The organism is Nonomuraea sp. bgisy101, from assembly GCF_057708945.1.
Genome location: NZ_JBYITD010000006.1, coordinates 184,510 through 201,293, shown reverse-complemented (window position 1 = coordinate 201,293; position 16,784 = coordinate 184,510). Strand labels below are relative to the sequence as shown.

The 16,784-nt window shown below is 70.4% G+C and carries 20 protein-coding genes; 12 read left to right on the top strand and 8 right to left on the bottom strand.

The features are described from left to right. Positions 1-44 precede the first annotated feature (44 nt). Both AC3EO4_RS13755 and AC3EO4_RS13750 read left to right on the top strand, forming a co-directional pair. On the top strand, positions 45-1,301 hold the full coding sequence (locus AC3EO4_RS13755; protein WP_379583101.1) for a DNA recombination protein RmuC: 1,257 nt from the start codon (positions 45-47) through the stop codon (positions 1,299-1,301). A gap of 40 nt (positions 1,302-1,341) precedes the next feature. Further along, on the top strand, positions 1,342-1,866 hold the full coding sequence (locus AC3EO4_RS13750) for a DUF6542 domain-containing protein (protein WP_379583099.1): 525 nt from the start codon (positions 1,342-1,344) through the stop codon (positions 1,864-1,866). A 204-nt stretch (positions 1,867-2,070) separates the two neighbouring features. Here the strand turns inward: AC3EO4_RS13750 and AC3EO4_RS13745 are convergent, their stop codons facing one another. After that, the gene (locus AC3EO4_RS13745; protein WP_379583097.1) at positions 2,071-3,030 is read right to left on the bottom strand and encodes a 4-hydroxy-3-methylbut-2-enyl diphosphate reductase; all 960 of its coding nucleotides are present in this window, start codon (positions 3,028-3,030) and stop codon (positions 2,071-2,073) included. A gap of 100 nt (positions 3,031-3,130) precedes the next feature. Here AC3EO4_RS13745 and AC3EO4_RS13740 point away from each other — a divergent pair, with 100 nt between their 5' ends. The 3 genes from AC3EO4_RS13740 to AC3EO4_RS13730 all read left to right on the top strand — a co-directional run bounded on the left by AC3EO4_RS13740 (position 3,131) and on the right by AC3EO4_RS13730 (position 6,098). Next, complete coding sequence (locus AC3EO4_RS13740) at positions 3,131-4,222, top strand: DUF8129 domain-containing protein (RefSeq protein WP_431895760.1); 1,092 nt, start codon at positions 3,131-3,133, stop codon at positions 4,220-4,222. A gap of 28 nt (positions 4,223-4,250) precedes the next feature. Continuing rightward, positions 4,251-5,534, top strand: a complete 1,284-nt coding sequence (gene xseA, locus AC3EO4_RS13735) for an exodeoxyribonuclease VII large subunit (RefSeq protein WP_431895758.1) — start codon at positions 4,251-4,253, stop codon at positions 5,532-5,534. 330 nt (positions 5,535-5,864) lie between these two features. Beyond that, a complete protein-coding gene (locus AC3EO4_RS13730) occupies positions 5,865-6,098 on the top strand; it encodes an exodeoxyribonuclease VII small subunit (RefSeq protein ID WP_379583091.1) in 234 nt (77 codons plus the stop codon). Between the two features lie 8 nt (positions 6,099-6,106). Here AC3EO4_RS13730 and AC3EO4_RS13725 read toward each other — a convergent pair whose 3' ends face one another. Then, positions 6,107-6,517, bottom strand: a complete 411-nt coding sequence (locus AC3EO4_RS13725) for a nitroreductase family deazaflavin-dependent oxidoreductase (protein ID WP_431895755.1) — start codon at positions 6,515-6,517, stop codon at positions 6,107-6,109. Positions 6,518-6,601: 84 nt separating this feature from the next. Here AC3EO4_RS13725 and AC3EO4_RS13720 point away from each other — a divergent pair, with 84 nt between their 5' ends. Further along, positions 6,602-7,189, top strand: a complete 588-nt coding sequence (locus AC3EO4_RS13720; protein WP_379583087.1) for a TetR/AcrR family transcriptional regulator — start codon at positions 6,602-6,604, stop codon at positions 7,187-7,189. Between the two features lie 47 nt (positions 7,190-7,236). On the opposite strand, the gene AC3EO4_RS13715 is transcribed toward AC3EO4_RS13720, so the two are convergent. The 3 genes from AC3EO4_RS13715 to AC3EO4_RS13705 are packed head-to-tail and all read right to left on the bottom strand — an operon-like array spanning position 7,237 to position 9,044. Continuing rightward, positions 7,237-7,824 carry an MBL fold metallo-hydrolase gene (locus AC3EO4_RS13715; protein ID WP_431895753.1) on the bottom strand — a complete coding sequence of 196 codons (588 nt, stop codon included), beginning with the start codon at positions 7,822-7,824 and terminating at the stop codon, positions 7,237-7,239. A gap of 42 nt (positions 7,825-7,866) precedes the next feature. After that, positions 7,867-8,421 (bottom strand): DUF4245 domain-containing protein, encoded by a 555-nt coding sequence (locus AC3EO4_RS13710; protein ID WP_431895751.1) that lies wholly within the window; start codon positions 8,419-8,421, stop codon positions 7,867-7,869. An 11-nt stretch (positions 8,422-8,432) separates the two neighbouring features. Continuing rightward, on the bottom strand, positions 8,433-9,044 hold the full coding sequence (locus AC3EO4_RS13705; RefSeq protein WP_379583081.1) for a TetR/AcrR family transcriptional regulator: 612 nt from the start codon (positions 9,042-9,044) through the stop codon (positions 8,433-8,435). Between the two features lie 82 nt (positions 9,045-9,126). On the opposite strand from AC3EO4_RS13705, the gene glpX reads away from it, so the two are divergent. Next, the gene (gene glpX, locus AC3EO4_RS13700) at positions 9,127-10,158 is read left to right on the top strand and encodes a class II fructose-bisphosphatase (protein WP_379583079.1); all 1,032 of its coding nucleotides are present in this window, start codon (positions 9,127-9,129) and stop codon (positions 10,156-10,158) included. Positions 10,159-10,211: 53 nt separating this feature from the next. Here glpX and AC3EO4_RS13695 read toward each other — a convergent pair whose 3' ends face one another. Then, positions 10,212-10,850 (bottom strand): DUF1707 SHOCT-like domain-containing protein, encoded by a 639-nt coding sequence (locus AC3EO4_RS13695; protein WP_379583077.1) that lies wholly within the window; start codon positions 10,848-10,850, stop codon positions 10,212-10,214. Between the two features lie 113 nt (positions 10,851-10,963). Between AC3EO4_RS13695 and AC3EO4_RS13690 the strand changes: the two genes are divergently transcribed. The 3 genes from AC3EO4_RS13690 to AC3EO4_RS13680 all read left to right on the top strand — a co-directional run bounded on the left by AC3EO4_RS13690 (position 10,964) and on the right by AC3EO4_RS13680 (position 13,133). Beyond that, on the top strand, positions 10,964-11,869 hold the full coding sequence (locus tag AC3EO4_RS13690; protein ID WP_379583076.1) for an ABC transporter ATP-binding protein: 906 nt from the start codon (positions 10,964-10,966) through the stop codon (positions 11,867-11,869). Further along, a complete protein-coding gene (locus tag AC3EO4_RS13685; RefSeq protein WP_379583074.1) occupies positions 11,866-12,627 on the top strand; it encodes an ABC transporter permease in 762 nt (253 codons plus the stop codon). Before AC3EO4_RS13690 ends, AC3EO4_RS13685 begins: the two co-directional genes overlap by 4 nt. Before the next feature lie 149 nt (positions 12,628-12,776). Then, entirely contained in the window at positions 12,777-13,133 is a 357-nt protein-coding gene (locus AC3EO4_RS13680; protein WP_431895747.1) for an SDR family NAD(P)-dependent oxidoreductase, read from the top strand. Between the two features lie 57 nt (positions 13,134-13,190). Here the strand turns inward: AC3EO4_RS13680 and AC3EO4_RS13675 are convergent, their stop codons facing one another. Next, a complete protein-coding gene (locus AC3EO4_RS13675) occupies positions 13,191-14,018 on the bottom strand; it encodes an aldo/keto reductase (RefSeq protein WP_431895745.1) in 828 nt (275 codons plus the stop codon). Positions 14,019-14,141: 123 nt separating this feature from the next. Between AC3EO4_RS13675 and AC3EO4_RS13670 the strand changes: the two genes are divergently transcribed. Further along, the gene (locus tag AC3EO4_RS13670) at positions 14,142-14,819 is read left to right on the top strand and encodes a DUF998 domain-containing protein (protein WP_379583069.1); all 678 of its coding nucleotides are present in this window, start codon (positions 14,142-14,144) and stop codon (positions 14,817-14,819) included. A 3-nt stretch (positions 14,820-14,822) separates the two neighbouring features. Here AC3EO4_RS13670 and AC3EO4_RS13665 read toward each other — a convergent pair whose 3' ends face one another. Continuing rightward, positions 14,823-15,419: a TetR/AcrR family transcriptional regulator gene (locus AC3EO4_RS13665; RefSeq protein WP_431895742.1), complete on the bottom strand. Its 597-nt coding sequence runs from the start codon at positions 15,417-15,419 to the stop codon at positions 14,823-14,825. A gap of 163 nt (positions 15,420-15,582) precedes the next feature. On the opposite strand from AC3EO4_RS13665, the gene AC3EO4_RS13660 reads away from it, so the two are divergent. Further along, positions 15,583-16,743 (top strand): MFS transporter, encoded by a 1,161-nt coding sequence (locus AC3EO4_RS13660; protein WP_431895740.1) that lies wholly within the window; start codon positions 15,583-15,585, stop codon positions 16,741-16,743. The last annotated feature ends 41 nt before the right edge of the window (positions 16,744-16,784 follow it).

Here is a 16,784-nt window from a genome sequence, read left to right as displayed (position 1 = left end):
GTGTCGGCAGGACCCGTGCGGCCGCCCCTGGAAAGATGCGAACAATGGATGTCGTCTCGCTGCTCATCGGCCTCGCACTCGGACTGGCGATCGGCTTCTTGCTGGCAAGGACCCGCGCGGCCGTACGCGTGGCGGAGGCCGACGCCCGCGCCAAGGCCGCCGCCGACAAGCTCGTCTACGTCGAGGAACAGCTGGCCGAGCGCTTCCAGGCGCTGTCGACGCGGGCGCTCGACGTCAACAACATCCGCTTCCTGGAGCTGGCCGAGACCCGCATGGCCGCCAGCCGCGCCGAGGCGACCGGCGACCTCGACCAGCGGAGGCAGGCGGTCGAGCACCTGGTCGACCCGCTGAAGGACCTGCTGGCGCGGGTGGAGGCCCAGCTGCGCGACACCGAGTCGGGCCAGCGCGCCGCCAGGGCAGAGCTGGCGCAGCAGATGGAGTTCGTGCGCCAGAGCAACGAGCAGCTCCGCTCCCAGACGACCGCCCTGGTCAGGGCTTTGCAGCGGCCCGAGGCCAGAGGCAGGTGGGGCGAGCTCCAGTTGCGCAGGGTCGCCGAGATCGCGGGGATGCAGCGCTTCTGCGACTTCGACGAGCAGGTCGTCGAAGGGCCCCACCGGCCCGACATGGTCGTACGGCTGGCGGGCGGCAAGAACATCATCGTCGACTCCAAGGTCTCCCTGGCCGCCTACCTGGAGGCGGCCGAGGCCGGCGACGAGAGCCTCGCCACCGTCCGCCTCGACGCCCACGCCAGGCACGTCCGTGAGCACATCGACCGCCTCGCCGCCAAGGCCTACTGGCAGTCGTTCAACCCCTCACCCGAGTTCGTGGTGCTGTTCATCCCCGGCGAGGCGTTCCTCGCACCTGCTCTGGAACGCGACCCTGGGCTGCTGGAGTACGCGATGAGCAAGCGCGTCCACATCGCCACCCCCACCACGCTGATCACGATGCTCCGCACCGCCCACTACGCGTGGCAGCAGGCCGCGCTCAGCGAGAACGCCCGCGCGGTCTTCGAGCTCGGCAAGGAGCTGTACGAGCGGCTGTCCTCCCTCGGCCGCAACGTCGAGTCGCTCGGCAAGGCGCTCAGCAGGGCCGTGGAGGGCTACAACAAGACGGTCGGCTCGCTGGAGAGCAGAGTGCTGGTCACGGCCCGCAAACTGCACGATCTGGGCGTCGTGGACGGAGATCTCGACTCCCCCGAGATGCTGGAAGGCCTCCCGAGGCCGCTCGCCTCACCCGAACTGCTCGAAACCTCATCTCTGATAACTCACGCGAACGGTAAGTTGGCTGGCGACCTGTCCTGACGCACGATGAAGGTAGGTCGCCGGTAAAGGGGGCGGGCTCATGGGTGACAAAGGCAGGCGTCCGGCTGTCAGGCTGACCGCCCGCGGCGCCATCGCGTTCGTCCTCATCGGCACGTTGGCCGGGTACATCCTCGCCGCACTGCTCATCATGCCGATCCTGGTCGGCCTCGCGTTCATCGGCTCGTGCCTGGTCGCCGTCCTCCTCGTCAACCCGCGCGAGCTGCTGTCGCTGGTGGTCACGCCGCCGCTGGTGTTCTTCGGCGCCACGCTCATCGTCGAGCTGGGGCGGGCGCTCGGCAAGGGCTCACTGGCGCAGGCGCTCGCACTCGGGCTGTTCACGTCCCTGTCCGCCGGGGCGCCGTGGCTGTTCGCGGGGTCGGCGCTGGTGCTCGCCATCGCGTGGAAGCGCGGGCTGACGGGCAACGTCAGGGAACTGCGCGACGAACTGCGGACCGGCGTGGACATCCCCCGCCCCCGCGCGCCCAAGGACCAGAGCTTCGCGCCGGAGCCCGAGGGCTACTTCGAACCCAAGGTGTACGGCACGCCCCGCTCCCTCGACGAGTGACCGCCCCTCCGACACGGCCCGCCGTACGCACGTGGTTGTGGACGGCCGACGTCTGCCTCGTGGAGGGACGGTCGCACGCGGAGATCTCGCGTCCCGCTCCTGCCGGCGGCCTGCGCCGAGGGCCGAACGAACCCGGGACACGAGTCTTCTGAAGCTCACCGGTCGGGGTGACGCCCTCGAAGGGGTCACCCCGCCCCGGGAACGTCAGCCGACGCGCAGGTCCTTGCGGAGCTCGTGCGGCAGGGCGAAGCGCATGCTCTCCTTCACCGACTCGACCTCCTCGACGTCGTCGAAACCGTGCCCGGCCAGGTACGCCAGCACCCCTTCGACCAGGTCCTCGGGCACCGAGGCGCCGCTGGTCACGCCGACGGTTGTGACCCCGTCGAGCCACTCGTCCTGGATGAAGGAGGCGTTGTCCACCAGGTAGGACGCCGCGCCGAACCCCTTCGCCACCTCGACCAGGCGCTTGGAGTTGGAGGAGTTGTCCGAGCCCACCACGATGACGAGCTGGGCCTGGTCCGCGATCTCCTTCACCGCGACCTGGCGGTTCTGCGTGGCGTAGCAGATGTCGTCGCTCGGCGGGTCGATGAGCGTGGGGAAGCGCTCCTTGAGCTTGGTGACCGTCTCGATGGTCTCGTCGACGGAGAGCGTCGTCTGGGAGAGCCACACCAGCTTGCTCGGGTCCTTCACCTCGATACGGTCGACGGAGTCGAGGCCGTCGACGAGCTGGATGTGGTCGGGCGCCTCACCCGCGGTGCCCTCGACCTCTTCGTGGCCCTCGTGCCCGATGAGCAGGATGTCGTAGTCCTGGCTCGCGAACCGCTTGGCCTCGTTGTGGACCTTGGTGACGAGCGGGCAGGTGGCGTCGATGGTGCGTAGTTGCCGCTGCTCTGCCTCGGCGTGGACCATCGGGGAGACCCCGTGCGCGGAGAAGACCACGATCTCGCCCTCGGGAACCTCGGCGGTCTCCTCGACGAAGATCGCGCCGCGTTCCTCGAGCGTTTTGACGACGTGGGTGTTGTGCACGATCTGCTTGCGCACGTAAATGGGCGCGCCGTACTGTTCGAGGGCCTTTTCGACCGCCTCGACGGCACGGTCCACTCCAGCACAGTAACCGCGCGGTTTGGCTACGAGTACACGTCGGGCGGGGGTCTTTGGCTCCATGTTCCTATGCTACGTGGAAGAGGCCACCCAGCCCGCCCGTGCACGCGTGCGCGGAAGTTTGCCAGACTGGCCGCCCACAACAGACCTCCCAGGAGCCGGCATGTCTCTCAGTGACGTTGTCCGCAACATCGCTAAAACTGTCACCAATCGTGAAGAGCTCAAGGAGAAGGCCAAGGACATCCCGCTCTTCTTCATCCAGACCACGCTGAGCGCCGCGGGCCAGGCGCTGCTTCTCGCCGACCGTGTGAAGAACGCCGTCAAGGGGCTGGGAAGCAAGGAGGAGGACGAGAGCGAGCGTCCCACGGCGGCGGCGCAGCAGGTGTCCGCGACGGACACGGTCGAGGAGGACAAGCCCGCGCGCAGGGAGCCTGTCATCTTCGCGCCGCGCAAGGACAAGACCGAGGCGGAGCGCCCCGAGCCGGTCATCTTCACGCCGTCGCAGGAGACGTCCGCGAACGGCTCCGCCACCAGGACCGCCACGCCCGCCGCGCAGCCCGCCCCCGAGGCCTCGCCGATCTCCGAGCCCGCGGCCGAGGCCGCCGTCGCGACCGAGGCTGCGACCGAGGCCGCCGTCGCGACCGAGGCTGCGACCGAGCCCGCGAGCGCGGCCGCCGTCGCGCCCGAGAGCGCCGCCGCGTCCACCGTGAAGGCCGCCGAGCCGGTGGCCGAACCCGAGCCCGCCGAGCCCGCGGCCAAGGTCGCAGAGCCCGTGAAGACGGAGCCCGAGCCCGCGAAGGCGGAGTCCGAGCCGGCGAAGGCGAAGTCCGCCGCGAAGGCCGAACCCGCCGCCGAGGCCGAGCCCGCCGCGGAGCCCGCCGCGAAGCCCGCCAAGCCGAGGGCCAGGTCCGCGAAGGCGCCGAAGGCCGCCGCGCCCGAGACCGTCGCCGAGCCGGCGGCCGAGTCCTCGGTGGAAGCCGCGGTGGAGCCCGCCAAGGCGGAGGCCGAGGACGGCGAGCTGGCGAAGGCGGCCAAGGCCACCACCTCCGCCGCCGAGGCTGTCGAGACGGGCGAGCTCGCCGAGCCGCTGGCCGGGTACGCCGACCTCAGCGTCGCCTCGCTGCGCGCCAGGATGCGCGGCAAGTCCGTCGCCCAGATCGGGGAGCTGCTCGCCTACGAGAAGGCCACCACGGCCCGCGCGGACGTCATCCGCATGTTCGAGAACCGCCTCGCCAAGCTGGAAGCCGCCGAATAGTCGGTAGCGACCCATAGCCTTCGTTGTCATGAGCGCGAAAACCACGCCGGAGCAACCCCTGCCGGTCCGCACGGTCCTGCAGATGGTCGCGGGATGGATCGGCAAGCTCGGCACGGTGTGGGTGGAGGGCCAGATCACCGAGCTGACCGCGAGGGGCGGCACGGTGTTCATGACGCTGCGCGACCCCGTCGCCAACGTCTCCGCCAGGGTGACCTGCCCGCGCGGGGTCTACGAGGCCGCGATGCCCCGTCCGGCCGACGGGGCTCGGGTCGTGGTCAACGTCAAACCCGACTTCTGGGTCAACCGCGGCTCCTTCGCCTTCACGGCGCTGGAGATCCGCCCGGTCGGCGTGGGCGAGCTGCTGGCCAGGCTCGAACGGCTGCGCCAGGTGCTGGCCGCCGAGGGGCTGTTCAGCGCCGACCGCAAGCGACGTCTGCCGTTCCTGCCCGGCACGATCGGCCTGATCTGCGGGCGCGACTCGGCGGCCGAGCGCGACGTGCTGGAGAATTCCCGCCGCCGATGGCCCGCCGTGCGGTTCAAGGTGGAGCAGGTGGCCGTGCAGGGGCCGTACGCGGTCGGCGAGGTCACCGAGTCGTTGCGCAAGCTCGACGCCGACTCCGAGGTCGACGTCATCGTCATCGCGCGTGGCGGCGGCTCGCTCGAGGACCTGCTGCCGTTCTCCGACGAGTCGCTGGTGCGCGAGGTGTCGGCGTGCCGTACCCCCGTGGTCAGCGCCATCGGTCACGAGCAGGACAGCCCGCTGCTGGACCTGGTCGCCGACGTTCGCGCGTCCACACCCACCGACGCGGCCAAGAAGGTCGTGCCCGACGTCGGCGAGCAGCTCACGCTCATCCGGCAGTTGCGCGACCGCGGGCGGCGGGTGATGGGCGGGTGGCTCGACAGGGAGATGGCGTGGCTCACCTCGGTGCGGTCCCGTCCGTCGCTCGCCGACCCCGTGCGCGAGCTCGAACGGCGCGCCGAGCAGGTCGACGCGTTGCGCGAGCGCGCCAGGAGGGTGATGGGCGGCTCCCTCGACCGTGCCGCCGACGACCTCACCCACCTGCGCGCCAGGCTGGTCGCGCTGTCCCCCGCCGCGACGTTGGAGCGCGGCTACGCGATCGTGCAGCATCCGTCGGGAGACGTCGTACGGCTGGCGCGCGACGTTTCGCCGGGCGACCGGCTGACGATCCGCCTCACGGACGGCCGGGTCCCGGTCACCGCCGACCCCTCCGACGGGAGCTCCCCCACCCCGGCCTCCCCCGCGGATCCCGCACCCCCTACCGAGCCCGCGGATCCCGCCGGCGAAACCTGACGGACATCCCAGGCGGGATCGGCCCACCCCGGCGTGCCCGCGGACAGGGCCGATCCCCCGACCAGGCCGGCCTGCACGCGCACAGCCGGGGTCAGCCGACCCGGCCTGCCGATCACGCGCCCTTCCCGAAGCGCCAGGGGGACCCGCCGGACCGCCGAAGGGACGTCGGTGGAAGTTCCATATGCCCGTCCCTGAAGCGCCCAGGGTCGAGCTGAGGGGAGATCGGCGGGCCCTTCCACGCGGCGGCGGTAGCAAGCCGACCTCGCCGTTCTTCGTCCCGGCGTGGGGTCGTGGGGCGATTCTGTCGGGTGCGCGCCCTAGGGTGGTGCGGTGGCTAAGAACGAGACGCCGTCGTACGAGCAGGCCCGCGAGGAGCTGACCGAGGTGGTGCGCCGCCTCGAGACCGGCGGCCTCACCCTGGAGCAGTCGATCGAGTTGTGGGAGCGCGGCGAGAAGCTGGCCGCGATCTGCGAGGAGTGGCTGCAGGGTGCCAGGGTGAAGCTGGCCGCCGCCATGGCGCGCAGGGCCGAGCCCACGCCGCAGGACGACGACCGCCCCTTCTAGCGGGGATCTCAGGTGGCGCGGTTGAGTGCCACCACGGGGATGCGGCGCGCGGTCTTGGCCTCGTAGTCGGCGAAGGTGGGCGCGATGGCGACCATCTCCGCGTAGAGGCGGTCCCGCTCGTCGCCCTCGATCAGCTCGGACGTGGCCGCGAAGGTCTCGGTGCCGAGTTCCACGGTGACGTCCGGGTTGGCGAGCAGGTTGTGATACCAGGCGGGGTGGCTGTCCGCGCCCGCGTTGGACGCGATGATGACGACCCTGTCGCCGTCGCGCACGTACATCACCGGCGTCGTGACGCGCCTGCCGCTCTTGGCGCCCGTTGTGGACAGCAGAACCAGGGATGAGCCCTGGAAGTGGCCGCCGACCAGGCCTCCGTTCGCGCGGAACTCCTCAATGATCTTCTCGTTGAACTCAGACGGCATGCGCAGCCTCCCCATAAGCGGAAATCTCTCCGGTTCCGTAGAATAACCGGAGAGATCTCCACTTACAAGGACTAGGATGCAGCGATGACCCGTGAACTGCCGATCGCAGGGCAGCCCCCCGCCGAACGGGCGGACGCCGCGCGCAACAGGCAGAAGATCATCGAGGTGGCGGCGCGAATGATCGCGACGCACGGCGCGGAGAACCTCTCCCTCGACGAGGTGGCGCGCGAGGCGAATGTCGGGGTCGGCACCGTCTACCGCCGCTTCGGCGACCGCTCGGGGCTGATCTACGCGCTCATCGACGCGGGAGAACGGGAGTTCCAGGCCGCTTTCCTGACGGGCCCGCCGCCTGCCGGCCCCGGCGCGCCGCCCGCCGAGCGGATCCGCGCCTTCCTGCACACGTTGATCGACAGGAAGGTGTCGCAGCGTGAGCTGTTCCTGCAGTTGGAGGCGGGCCCGCCCAAGGCGCGGTTCGGCGGGCCGTACAGGCTCCACCACACGCACCTGGCCACGCTGCTCGCCCAGGTCCGGCCCGAAGCGGACGCGCGCTTCCTCGCCGACGCGCTGCTCGCGCCGATCAACGCGTGCCTGATCAGCCACCAGCAGTCCGAGCGCGGGATGACCGCCGACGCGATCAAGGCGGGCATGGACGACCTGCTGCGCCTGCTGTGAACGTCCCGCGCCTTCGCCGAACAGGCCTGGCGGCGGCGTGAACAGGGTCAGGCGCTCTCGCCGGGGGCGAGCCGGCGGTAGCAGCCGGTCTCCGCTTGCAGCCACGCGTTCAGGCTGCTGAGCCCTCGTTCGTTGACCTGCCCGTCGTGGATGCCGAACGCCCGCTCGGGCCGTACCGCCTTGACGAAGTCGATCGCCTCCGCCGTCTTGAGCCACGAGCCCTGCAACGGCACCAGCAGCGTCTCCACCGGCCCCTCGGGAACGTGCACGGAGTCGCCAGGGTGGTAGACGGCCTCCTCGACGACGTACCCGAGGTTGGGGCAGTCCGGTTCGCCGCCGTAGATGAGCGCGTGCCGCCCGCCGACCGCCCGCACCCTGAATCCCGCCGCGGTGAACTCCTCGTCCACCCCCACCGGCGTGTACGGCAGGCCACGCAACGACCGCGGCCCGAACACCGGCACGCCCGCCCCGAGCAGGCGTAACACGTCGATGTGGTCGCCGTGCTCGTGCGTCACGAGGACCGCGTCGGCCCCGTCGAGCGCTAAGGGTTCGCTCCACACGCCGGGGTCGATGACCAGCACCCGGCCGTCCTGTTCGAGCCGGACACACGCATGCGTGTATTTGGTGATCTTCATGTGCTCAGCAGAGCACATTCCCTGGCACGCCGAACAGGCGTGTCAGTTGGCGGGTTTGGGCTGCTGCTTCAGGGTGGACGCGAGCGTGGTGAGCTCGGGCCAGTCGGCGGTGCCTGTGACCATCAGCGTGGTGTCGGGCAGGAAGCGGACCAGCGTGCGCTGGTTCTTGTCCTCGCGGAACCGCTTCTCCCAGTTGGCTCCGGCGATCTGCACGGTTCCGATGGACTTGTCGGAGTTGGCGATCCGGCTGGCGAACGCGGCAGGAGGCTTCTCCGCGCCCTGGACGATCATCGCGTGGTGGCGTTCGTCCTCGGCGTCGGGCGCGGTGGCGTAGCCGATCGACAGCACGGACGAGTTGTCGGCTCCCTTGGCGATCCTGTTGCTGTTGGGGATCCAGTCGGCGGGGTCCTTGGCGGGCGCCCACACCTCGTACGGCACCGACCTGTTGTAGTTGGCCACCGTGATCGTGTAGTCGAGGCGGGGGACGTGCTGGCCCTCCCTGCCCGTGGGCGCGGTCACCACGATGATCACGGCGAGCGCCAGGCAGACGAAGAGGGCGAACGCGTAGCCGTAGAAACCTTGAGTGAACCGTCGCACGAATGGCGAGGTTACCCGGTGGAGGTGCCGCCCGCCGAAGTGACCGGCCTGATCCGCCCGATGATGGCCAGCACGTCGTCAGCGAGGCGGCGCGCGGCGGTCTCGTCCTCCGACAGCACGACCTCGGACACGGCGGCGGCGAGCGCGCCCGTCACGACCACGACCAGGGCGCCCTCGTCGTCGTCGAACAGCGCCGCGTTGCGCTTGGCCCAGGTGCGCAGCCTTTCACGCATGATGACCTCGAAGCCGGGGGGCCCGTCGCCGCGCAGGAACAGCGCCGCCAGCTCGCGCTCCTCCAGCGAGCCCGCGAGGTAGGCGTGGGCGGCGGCCAGGAACACCCGCATCGGGTCGGACTCGCCCTCCGCGCGCACCTCGCGCGCCGCCTGCTTGGTGCGCTGGGCCTGACGGGCCTGGAACTCCTCGAACAGCGTCAGGTAGAGGTCGGCCTTGCCGGAGAAGTGGTGGTAGAGACTGCCGACGCTGGCCTTCGCCTTGGCGACCACGTCGGTGACGCCCGCCTCGGCGAACCCCTTCTCGACGAACACCTCGCGAGCCGCGTCGAGTAGGGCCGCGCGGGTGGCGGCACCGCGTCCTGTCGCCAGGCGTTCCACATCGCTGCTCATGGCAGGCACATTATCCTCCGCTGACCGGGCATGGAGGGGCAACTACGATCGAGTCAGTTGTCCCACGAGGAGGCTCATCACCATGTCCGAGACGTCCGTTCCTCCTGCCCTTGCCACGGGCGAGCACGCACCCGACCGCAACTTGGCGCTGGAACTGGTCAGGGTCACCGAGGCGGCCGCGATGGCCGCGGCCCGGTGGGTCGGCCGTGGCGACAAGAACGGCGCCGACGGAGCCGCGGTCAACGCGATGCGCCAGCTCATCAGCACGGTGTCGATGAACGGCGTGGTCGTGATCGGCGAGGGCGAGAAGGACCACGCGCCCATGCTGTTCAACGGCGAGCACGTCGGTGACGGCAGCGGCCCCGAGTGCGACGTGGCCGTCGACCCGATCGACGGGACCAGGCTGACGGCGCTCGGCATGCCCGACGCGATCTCGGTGATCGCGGTGAGCTCGCGCGGCTCGATGTACGACCCGTCCGCCGTTTTCTACATGGAGAAGCTGGTCACCGGGCCTGAGGCGGCCGACGTGGTGGACATCAACGCGCCCGTCGCCGACAACGTCAGAGCCGTGGCCAGGGCGAAGGGCTGCTCCTCCGCCGACGTCACAGTCGTCATCCTCGACCGGCCCCGTCACGAGCAGATCGTCAAGGAGATCAGGGAGACCGGGGCGCGGATCAAGTTCATCACCGACGGCGACGTGGCCGGTGCGATCATGGCCGCCCGCGCGGGCACGGGCGTCGACCTGATGCTCGGCATCGGCGGCACGCCGGAGGGCGTCATCGCCGCGTGCGCGATCAAGTGCCTGGGCGGGGTCATCCAGGGCAAGCTCTGGCCGCAGGACGAGGCCGAGCGGCAGCGGGCCCTCGACGCCGGGCATGACCTGAACAGGGTGCTGACCACGAACGACCTGGTCACCTCGGACGACGTGTTCTTCGCCGCGTCCGGGATCACGCAGGGCGAGCTGATGAGCGGTGTCCGCTTCCGCGGCGGGGTCGCGGTGACGAGCTCGCTGGTCATGCGGGGGCGGTCCGGCACGATCCGCAAGGTGGAGAGCGAGCACCAGCTGTGGAAGCTGCGCGCGTACAGCGCGATCAACTTCGACACGGCGGGCTGAACCATACGTCCGCGCGCCGTCGGCCTCGAACCAGGGGCCGGCGGCGCAGCACGTCAGCGGCGGCGCTTCCGCTTGGGAGGCTCCTTGACCTTGACCTCTCCCAGGAAGTTCGACGTCCGCACCTCGATCACCGGGCAGTCGGGGTCGGCCTGCTCCCGCGTCAGCCGTACCGTCTTGTCCTTCGACACCCGGATGACCTCGACCCCCTCCGGCACGTGGATCTCCAGCCCGCCGAACATCAGCGTCGCGTTGATCACCACCCGCCGGTTCTGCATGATCGCGTCCCGCAGGTCGAGCTTGGTCGTCCCGAACATGGCCGTGACGGGCAGCTCGGCGGGCACCACCCATCGCCCCTCGCGCTGCTCCTGCTTGAAGATCGCGGACACGGGCCGCCCGTCCAGCCTGAACGGTTGCTCGTCGGCGGGCAGCAGGTCGGCGGTCAACCGTGCCAGCTCCCCCAGCGTGCGCGCGTTGTAGAGGGCGGTCAGACGGTCCTCGAACTCGTCCATGCCGAGCCGCCCGTCGGCGACCGCCTCGTTCAGCACCTGCGCCACCCTGTCGCGGTCGGCGTCGGACGCGCGGAGCTCGTGTGGTTGCGGTCCTTCGGCCGGTTTCGGCCGCCGCGCCGAGACGATCTCCTCGGCCAGCCGCTCACCGACCTCCTGCAGGCGGGGAAGCCAACGCTCGTTCACACCATCGACCATAACCGCGCCCGGCCGCCGACGCCGCCCCAAGGTGTTCCCGACGCCCTGTCCATGCCGTCGGTCCCGGGATTCTGTCGGTGGCGTTGCCTATCGTGGCGTCTATGCACGCGATCGTGTTGCACGGTGTGACCAAACGCTACCCCGACGTGACCGCCGTGGACGGTCTCGACCTGGAGGTCCCCGAGGGCATCTGCCTCGGTCTCCTGGGCCCCAACGGCGCAGGCAAGTCCACCACGATGCGCCTGCTCACCGCCCAGTCCCTGGCCGACGAGGGCGAGATCCAGGTGCTCGGCCTGCGCCTGCCAGAGGAGTCGAAACGAGCGAGGGCGCTCATGGGCGTGGTCCCGCAGCTCGACAACCTCGACGAGGAGCTCACCGCCAGGGAGAACCTGGAGGTGTTCGCCCACCTCTACCGCGTCCCCCGCCAGGAGCGGCGTGCCGCCGTCGACAGGGCTCTGAAGATCGCCCAGCTCACCGACAGGGCCGCCACCCGCACCGTCAACCTGTCCGGCGGCATGCGCAGGCGGCTGCTGATCGCCCGCGGCCTGGTCCACCAGCCCAGGCTGGTGCTGCTCGACGAGCCGACCGTGGGCCTGGATCCGCAGGTCCGCCAGGAGCTGTGGTCACTGGTCGTACGGCTGCGCGAGGAGGGCGTCACGACGCTGATGTCCACCCACTACATCGAGGAGGCCGAACGGCTGGCAGACGACTGCGCGCTGATGTCCCACGGCCGCATCGTGGCCAGGGGGTCACCCGAGGAGCTGATCAAGGAGCACGCCGGCGCCGAGGTCGCCGAGCACTACGCATCGCAGCAGCGCCAGGCCGAGATCGCCGCGCTGGCCGCCGCCGCCGGCGTCCCGACCCGCAGGACGGGCCCTTCCATCTCCCTGCTGAAGGCCGACCAGCTGCCCCGATCGCTGGAGGACGCGCTGGGCGTCCCCAACGTCAGGCGCCCCGCGAACCTGGAGGACGTCTTCGTCGTACTGACGGGAGAGGCGGTCGAATGATGGAGTTCGCGCCCGTGCGGGCCGTCTGGCGGCGCGAGCTGGCCCTCTACCGCCGCTACTGGGCCTCGACCTCGTTCGCCGCCATGACCGAGCCGACCATCTACCTGCTGGCGTTCGGCTACGGCTTCGGGTCCGTGGTCGGCGCGCTCTACGGCTACGACTACAGGGACTTCGTCGCGACCGGCGTCGTGGCGACGGCGGTGCTGTTCATCGGGGCCTTCGGCGGCATGTTCAACACCTTCATCCGCCGCACGTTCCAGCACACCTACGACGCGATGCTGGCCGCGCCCGTCGATGTCAGGGAGCTGGTGACGGCCGAGGCGTCGTGGCTGGCCGTCAAGGCCGGCGTGTACGGCTGCGCGCCCATGCTGGTCGGCATCGCCTTCGGCCTCGACCCGAGCTGGGGCATGCTGCTCGTGCCGTTCATCGGGTTCCTGACCGGGCTGGTGTTCGCGCTGTTCGGGGTGTGGGTGTCGGCGATCGTGCCGTCGATCAACACCTTCGACTACGTCATCACCGGCGCTCTCACCCCGATGTTCATGGTGGCGGGCACGTTCTTCCCCGTGACGCAGCTGCCCTCATGGGTGGCGACGGTGGCCCAGCTCAACCCGCTCTACCACTGCGTCGAGTTGGTGCGCGGAGCGGTGTTCGGCCGGCTGGGCTTCGACGATCTCGGGCATACGGCGGTGCTCGTGGCCTATGCCGTACTCGTGTGGGCGCTGGCGGTCTGGAAGATGCGTGCCCGCCTGATCGACTGACGCCTCGGGGATCGCCTACGTGGTGGGCAACTCCTTCGTGACGGGTAGCGTTCTCATCGTCGACGGCGGAAGGGGGCTGAAGGCCTGATGCGCACCATCCTCATCACGGGGGCGACCTCGGCAAGGAGCCCATCGACTTCGACGACCCCATGATCACCAGCGGGTACGGCAGGCAGCGCGCCTACAGCCAGAGCAAGCTGGCGCAGATCGCGTTCACGTTCGACCTGGCCGAGCGGCTGGCGGCCGACCGGGTGACGGTCAACGCCCTCCACCCCGCGACGTACATGGACACCGCGATGGTGCGCGAGGCGGGGGCGCCCGTGCTGAGCGACGTCGCGGAGGGCGCCGACGCGACCATGCGGCTGATCGACGAGTCGGCCGGGGAGACGGGGCGTTACTTCGACGGGGTCAGGGAGAGCAGGGCGCACGCGCAGGCGTACGACCGCGAAGCCAGGCGCCGCCTGCGCGAGCTGAGTGACACCCTCGTCAACCGCGCCCTGTCCTGAAGACCCGCCCGCCCGAAGCCCCCGCCCCCGGAGTGGGACCGCATTCGAGGGTGGGGGTCAGGTGAGGGTGGAGAGCTCGTCGTACTGGGCGTCGGTCAGGGTCACCCGCAGGGCCCCGACGTTCTCCTCCATGTGCGCGACCGACGACGTCCCGGGGATCGGGACCATCGTGGAGGACCGGCGCAGCAGCCAGGCCAGCGCCACCTGCGCCGGAGTGGCGCCCGCCGCGGAGGCGATCGCGGCCAGCGGGCTGTCGGGGCGGGCGTGGTCGCCGGTGGCGATCGGGAAGAACGGCACGAACGCGATGCCCTCCTTCTCCGCGTAGTCGACCACGTCCTCGTGCTCGCGGGTGGCCAGGTTGTACATGTTCTGCACGGCCGCGATGGGCGCGATCGCGGTGGCCTCGGCGAGCTGGCCGACGCTCACCTCCGACAGGCCGATGTGCCGGATCTTGCCCTCCTGCCGGAGCTCGGCCAGCGCCCCGATCTGGTCGGCGAGCGGCACCTGGGGGTCGACACGGTGGAGGTAGAACAGGTCGATCCGGTCGAGGCGCAGGCGGCGCAGGCTCAGCTCGGCCTGCTGCTTCAGGTACTCGGGCCTGCCGAGCGGTACCCACGCCTCGGGGGTCGGCCTGGTCACACCGGCCTTCGTGGCGATCACGAGGTCGTCGGCATAGGGGTGCAGGGCCTCGGCGATCAGCTCCTCGTTGGCGCCCAGAGAGTAGGCGTCGGAGGTGTCGACGAAGTTCACGCCCAGCTCGACCGCGCGCCTGAGCACCGACAAGGCGCTCCGGCGGTCAGCCGGTCCTTGCCAGATGGCCGGGTCCGCCAGGCGCATCGCGCCGTACCCGATGCGGGTCACGTCAAGGTCGCCACCGATGTTCATGATCTCTCCTCAATTACTTGAACTCTCATGGAACTTAGCGAGACTTTCTTGAGAGTTCAAGTAGAGGGAATCGATCACGATCCCCGTCCGTTGGAACCGGCACAACCCCCGAAAGGAGCGGACGTGCACGGACCCGCACGAGCAGGACTGGCCGCCGTGGCGGCGGGCGCCGTCGTCATCGTCGGGCTGGACGTCGCCTACCTCGGGGAGATCAACCCGCTCCGCCGGACGATCAGCGAGCACGGACTCGGCGACCAGGGCTGGATCTTCGGCCTCGGGGTGGCGCTGCTGGCCGTGGGGTCCCTGGCGATCGGGGTGTCGCTGCTGCGCAGACGACTGGCGGGCGCGCTCGGCCTGGTCGCGCTCGCGGGCTGGAGCCTGGGCCTGCTGGTGGTGGCATGGTTCCCGAAGCACGACTGGTCGGTGGGCCCCAGCGTGAGCGGCAGCATCCATCGCGTGGGCAGTTTCGTCGCGTTCCTGTGCCTGCCCGTGGCGGCAATGCTGATCGCGCGGACCTGGCGCAGGCGCCCTCGGGCCGCGCTGGCCGCGTTCCTCCTGGGCGGCGCGTCGCTGCTGTGGGTGGCGGGCATCGCGACGATGATCGCGATCGGCAACAGCAACGGCATGGCATGGTGGCGGGTGATGCCGCTCGGCCTCGTCGAGCGGGGACTGGCGGTCACCGAGGTGGGCGCGCTGATCGCACTGGGAGTGTGGGCGGCCTCAAGGGCGGTGTCGAACGGCCCGGCGCCCCTCAGGACCGCCGATGTCACGGCGGGGCGCGCCACCGAGGCCCGCGGGTAGGGGTCAGGCGGGTTTCAGGCTCTCGATCAGGTCGTCGACGTAACCTCTGAAGAGCGTCGCCATGTCCACCTGTTCGGGGTCGATCAACCACTGCGTCTGCAGGCCGTCCATCATGGCGATCACCCGGTCCGCGTGCGCCTCCGCGTCGAGGTCGGCGCGGAACTCGCCGTTGCCGGCCGCTCGCCGCAACGCGTCGGCCAGGGCCTGCCGTAGCCGCCGATAGCGGGCCCGCGCCCACGCGTGACCCGGATGGTCGGCCGTGACAGCCTCCCCGCTGATCACCGAGAAGAGCTGGACCAGCCCGGGAACCCTGGAGTTGTAGTCGACCACGTCGGCCAGCGCCCGCAGCGCCGCCACCCCGCCCGCCTTCTCCAGGTCGAACCGGCGCGCGTCGACCTCGTCGCGGTACTCCAGGACCGCGACGAGCAGCAGTTCCTTGCTCTTGAAGTGGTGGAGCAGCCCCGCCTGCGTGAGCTCGGCGCGCTCGGCGATCCTGGCGAGCGAGGCGCCGCGATAGCCGTGCTCCGCGAACTCCTGGAGAGCGAGGGCGAGGATCCGCTCGCGCCTCGCCTCGCCTGACGCATATCCCCGTCGCCGCACCCGCACACCCTAACAGGATCACGAAATGGCCAAAAACCTACCGACCGATTGGCTTTCGAGCGTATGGAGAACGCGCCACCGATCGACGGGGATCTAGCGAAGAGGACGAGCCTGGGACTAACCTGACGCAGCCTCATGTTTCCCCCCGAGCAGGGAGGTATCCGTGCGTCACCGCTCGGCCAGAATGGCCACGTTCGCGGTCTTCGCCGTGCAGGGTCTCAGCTTCGCGACGCTCCTGACCCAGGTCGCAGCCCTGCAGAACAAGCACGGTCTCAGCGAAGGCGACCTCACCCTACTCCTGCTCGTGGTCCCCGTGCTGGCAGGGGCGGGCAGCGTCATGGCCGGCACCCTCGCCGCGCGCAAGGGCAGCAAATGGCTGCTGCGGCTGGCACAGCCCGCGGTGGCCGTGTCCGTGGTCGCCGCCGGGCTCGCCGCCGACGTCCCGCAGCTGGTGGCCGCACTGGTCCTGTTCGGGCTGGCGGTCGGCGCCGTCGACGCGGGCATGAACATGCAGGGCGTGGCCGTCGAGCGGCTCTACGGCAGGGCGGTGCTCAACGGCTTCCACGCGGCCTGGAGCGCGACCAGCCTGGCAGGGGCGCTGTGGGTGTCGCTGGCCAACGGGCTCGGCCTCACGCTTCCCGTGATGATGGCCATCCCGATGGCCCTCGCCGTCGCGGGCTCGCTCCTGGCCGCGCCGCACCTGTGCACGATCGTCGAGGAGAAGGTCCCGGCGGAGGCCAAGGCCGTGTCGGGCCGCGTCCGGTGGGGGCCGATCATCCCTCTCTGCCTCGCGATGGGCTTCCTGTACGTCGGGGACGCCGCCGTCTCCAACTTCCACGGCGTCTTCATGGAGAACATCCTGTCGGCGAGCGCCAGCGTCGCGCCGCTGGCGTACGGGGCCTACCAGGCGGCCACCCTCCTCGTACGGCTCGGCGGCGACCTCACGGTGCGGCGGTACGGCCCGGCGGCGATCGTGCGCGTCGGCGGCGTGATCGCGACGCTCGGGTTCGCCGGAGTGGTGTTCGCGCCCTCCCAGCCCTTGGCGATCGTGGCGTTCGGGCTCACGGGGATGGGACTCGCCGTGGTGGCGCCGCAGTCGTTCTCCGCGGCGGGACGGTTGGATCCGGCCGGGACCGGGGTGGCGATCGCCCGGGTCAACCTGTTCAACTACGTCGGCTTCATCGTGGGGGCGGCGCTGGTGGGCGGCATCGCCGACTCCACGGACATGCGGGTGGCGTTCGGGGCGCCGCTGCTGCTGGCGGGGGTGATCGTGGTGCTGGCTCGGGGCTTCGAACCGCGCCCCCAACCGCAGCCCACGGCCTGACGGTGACGAGGACCGGAAGGGACCGGCGCGGGTCCCTTCCG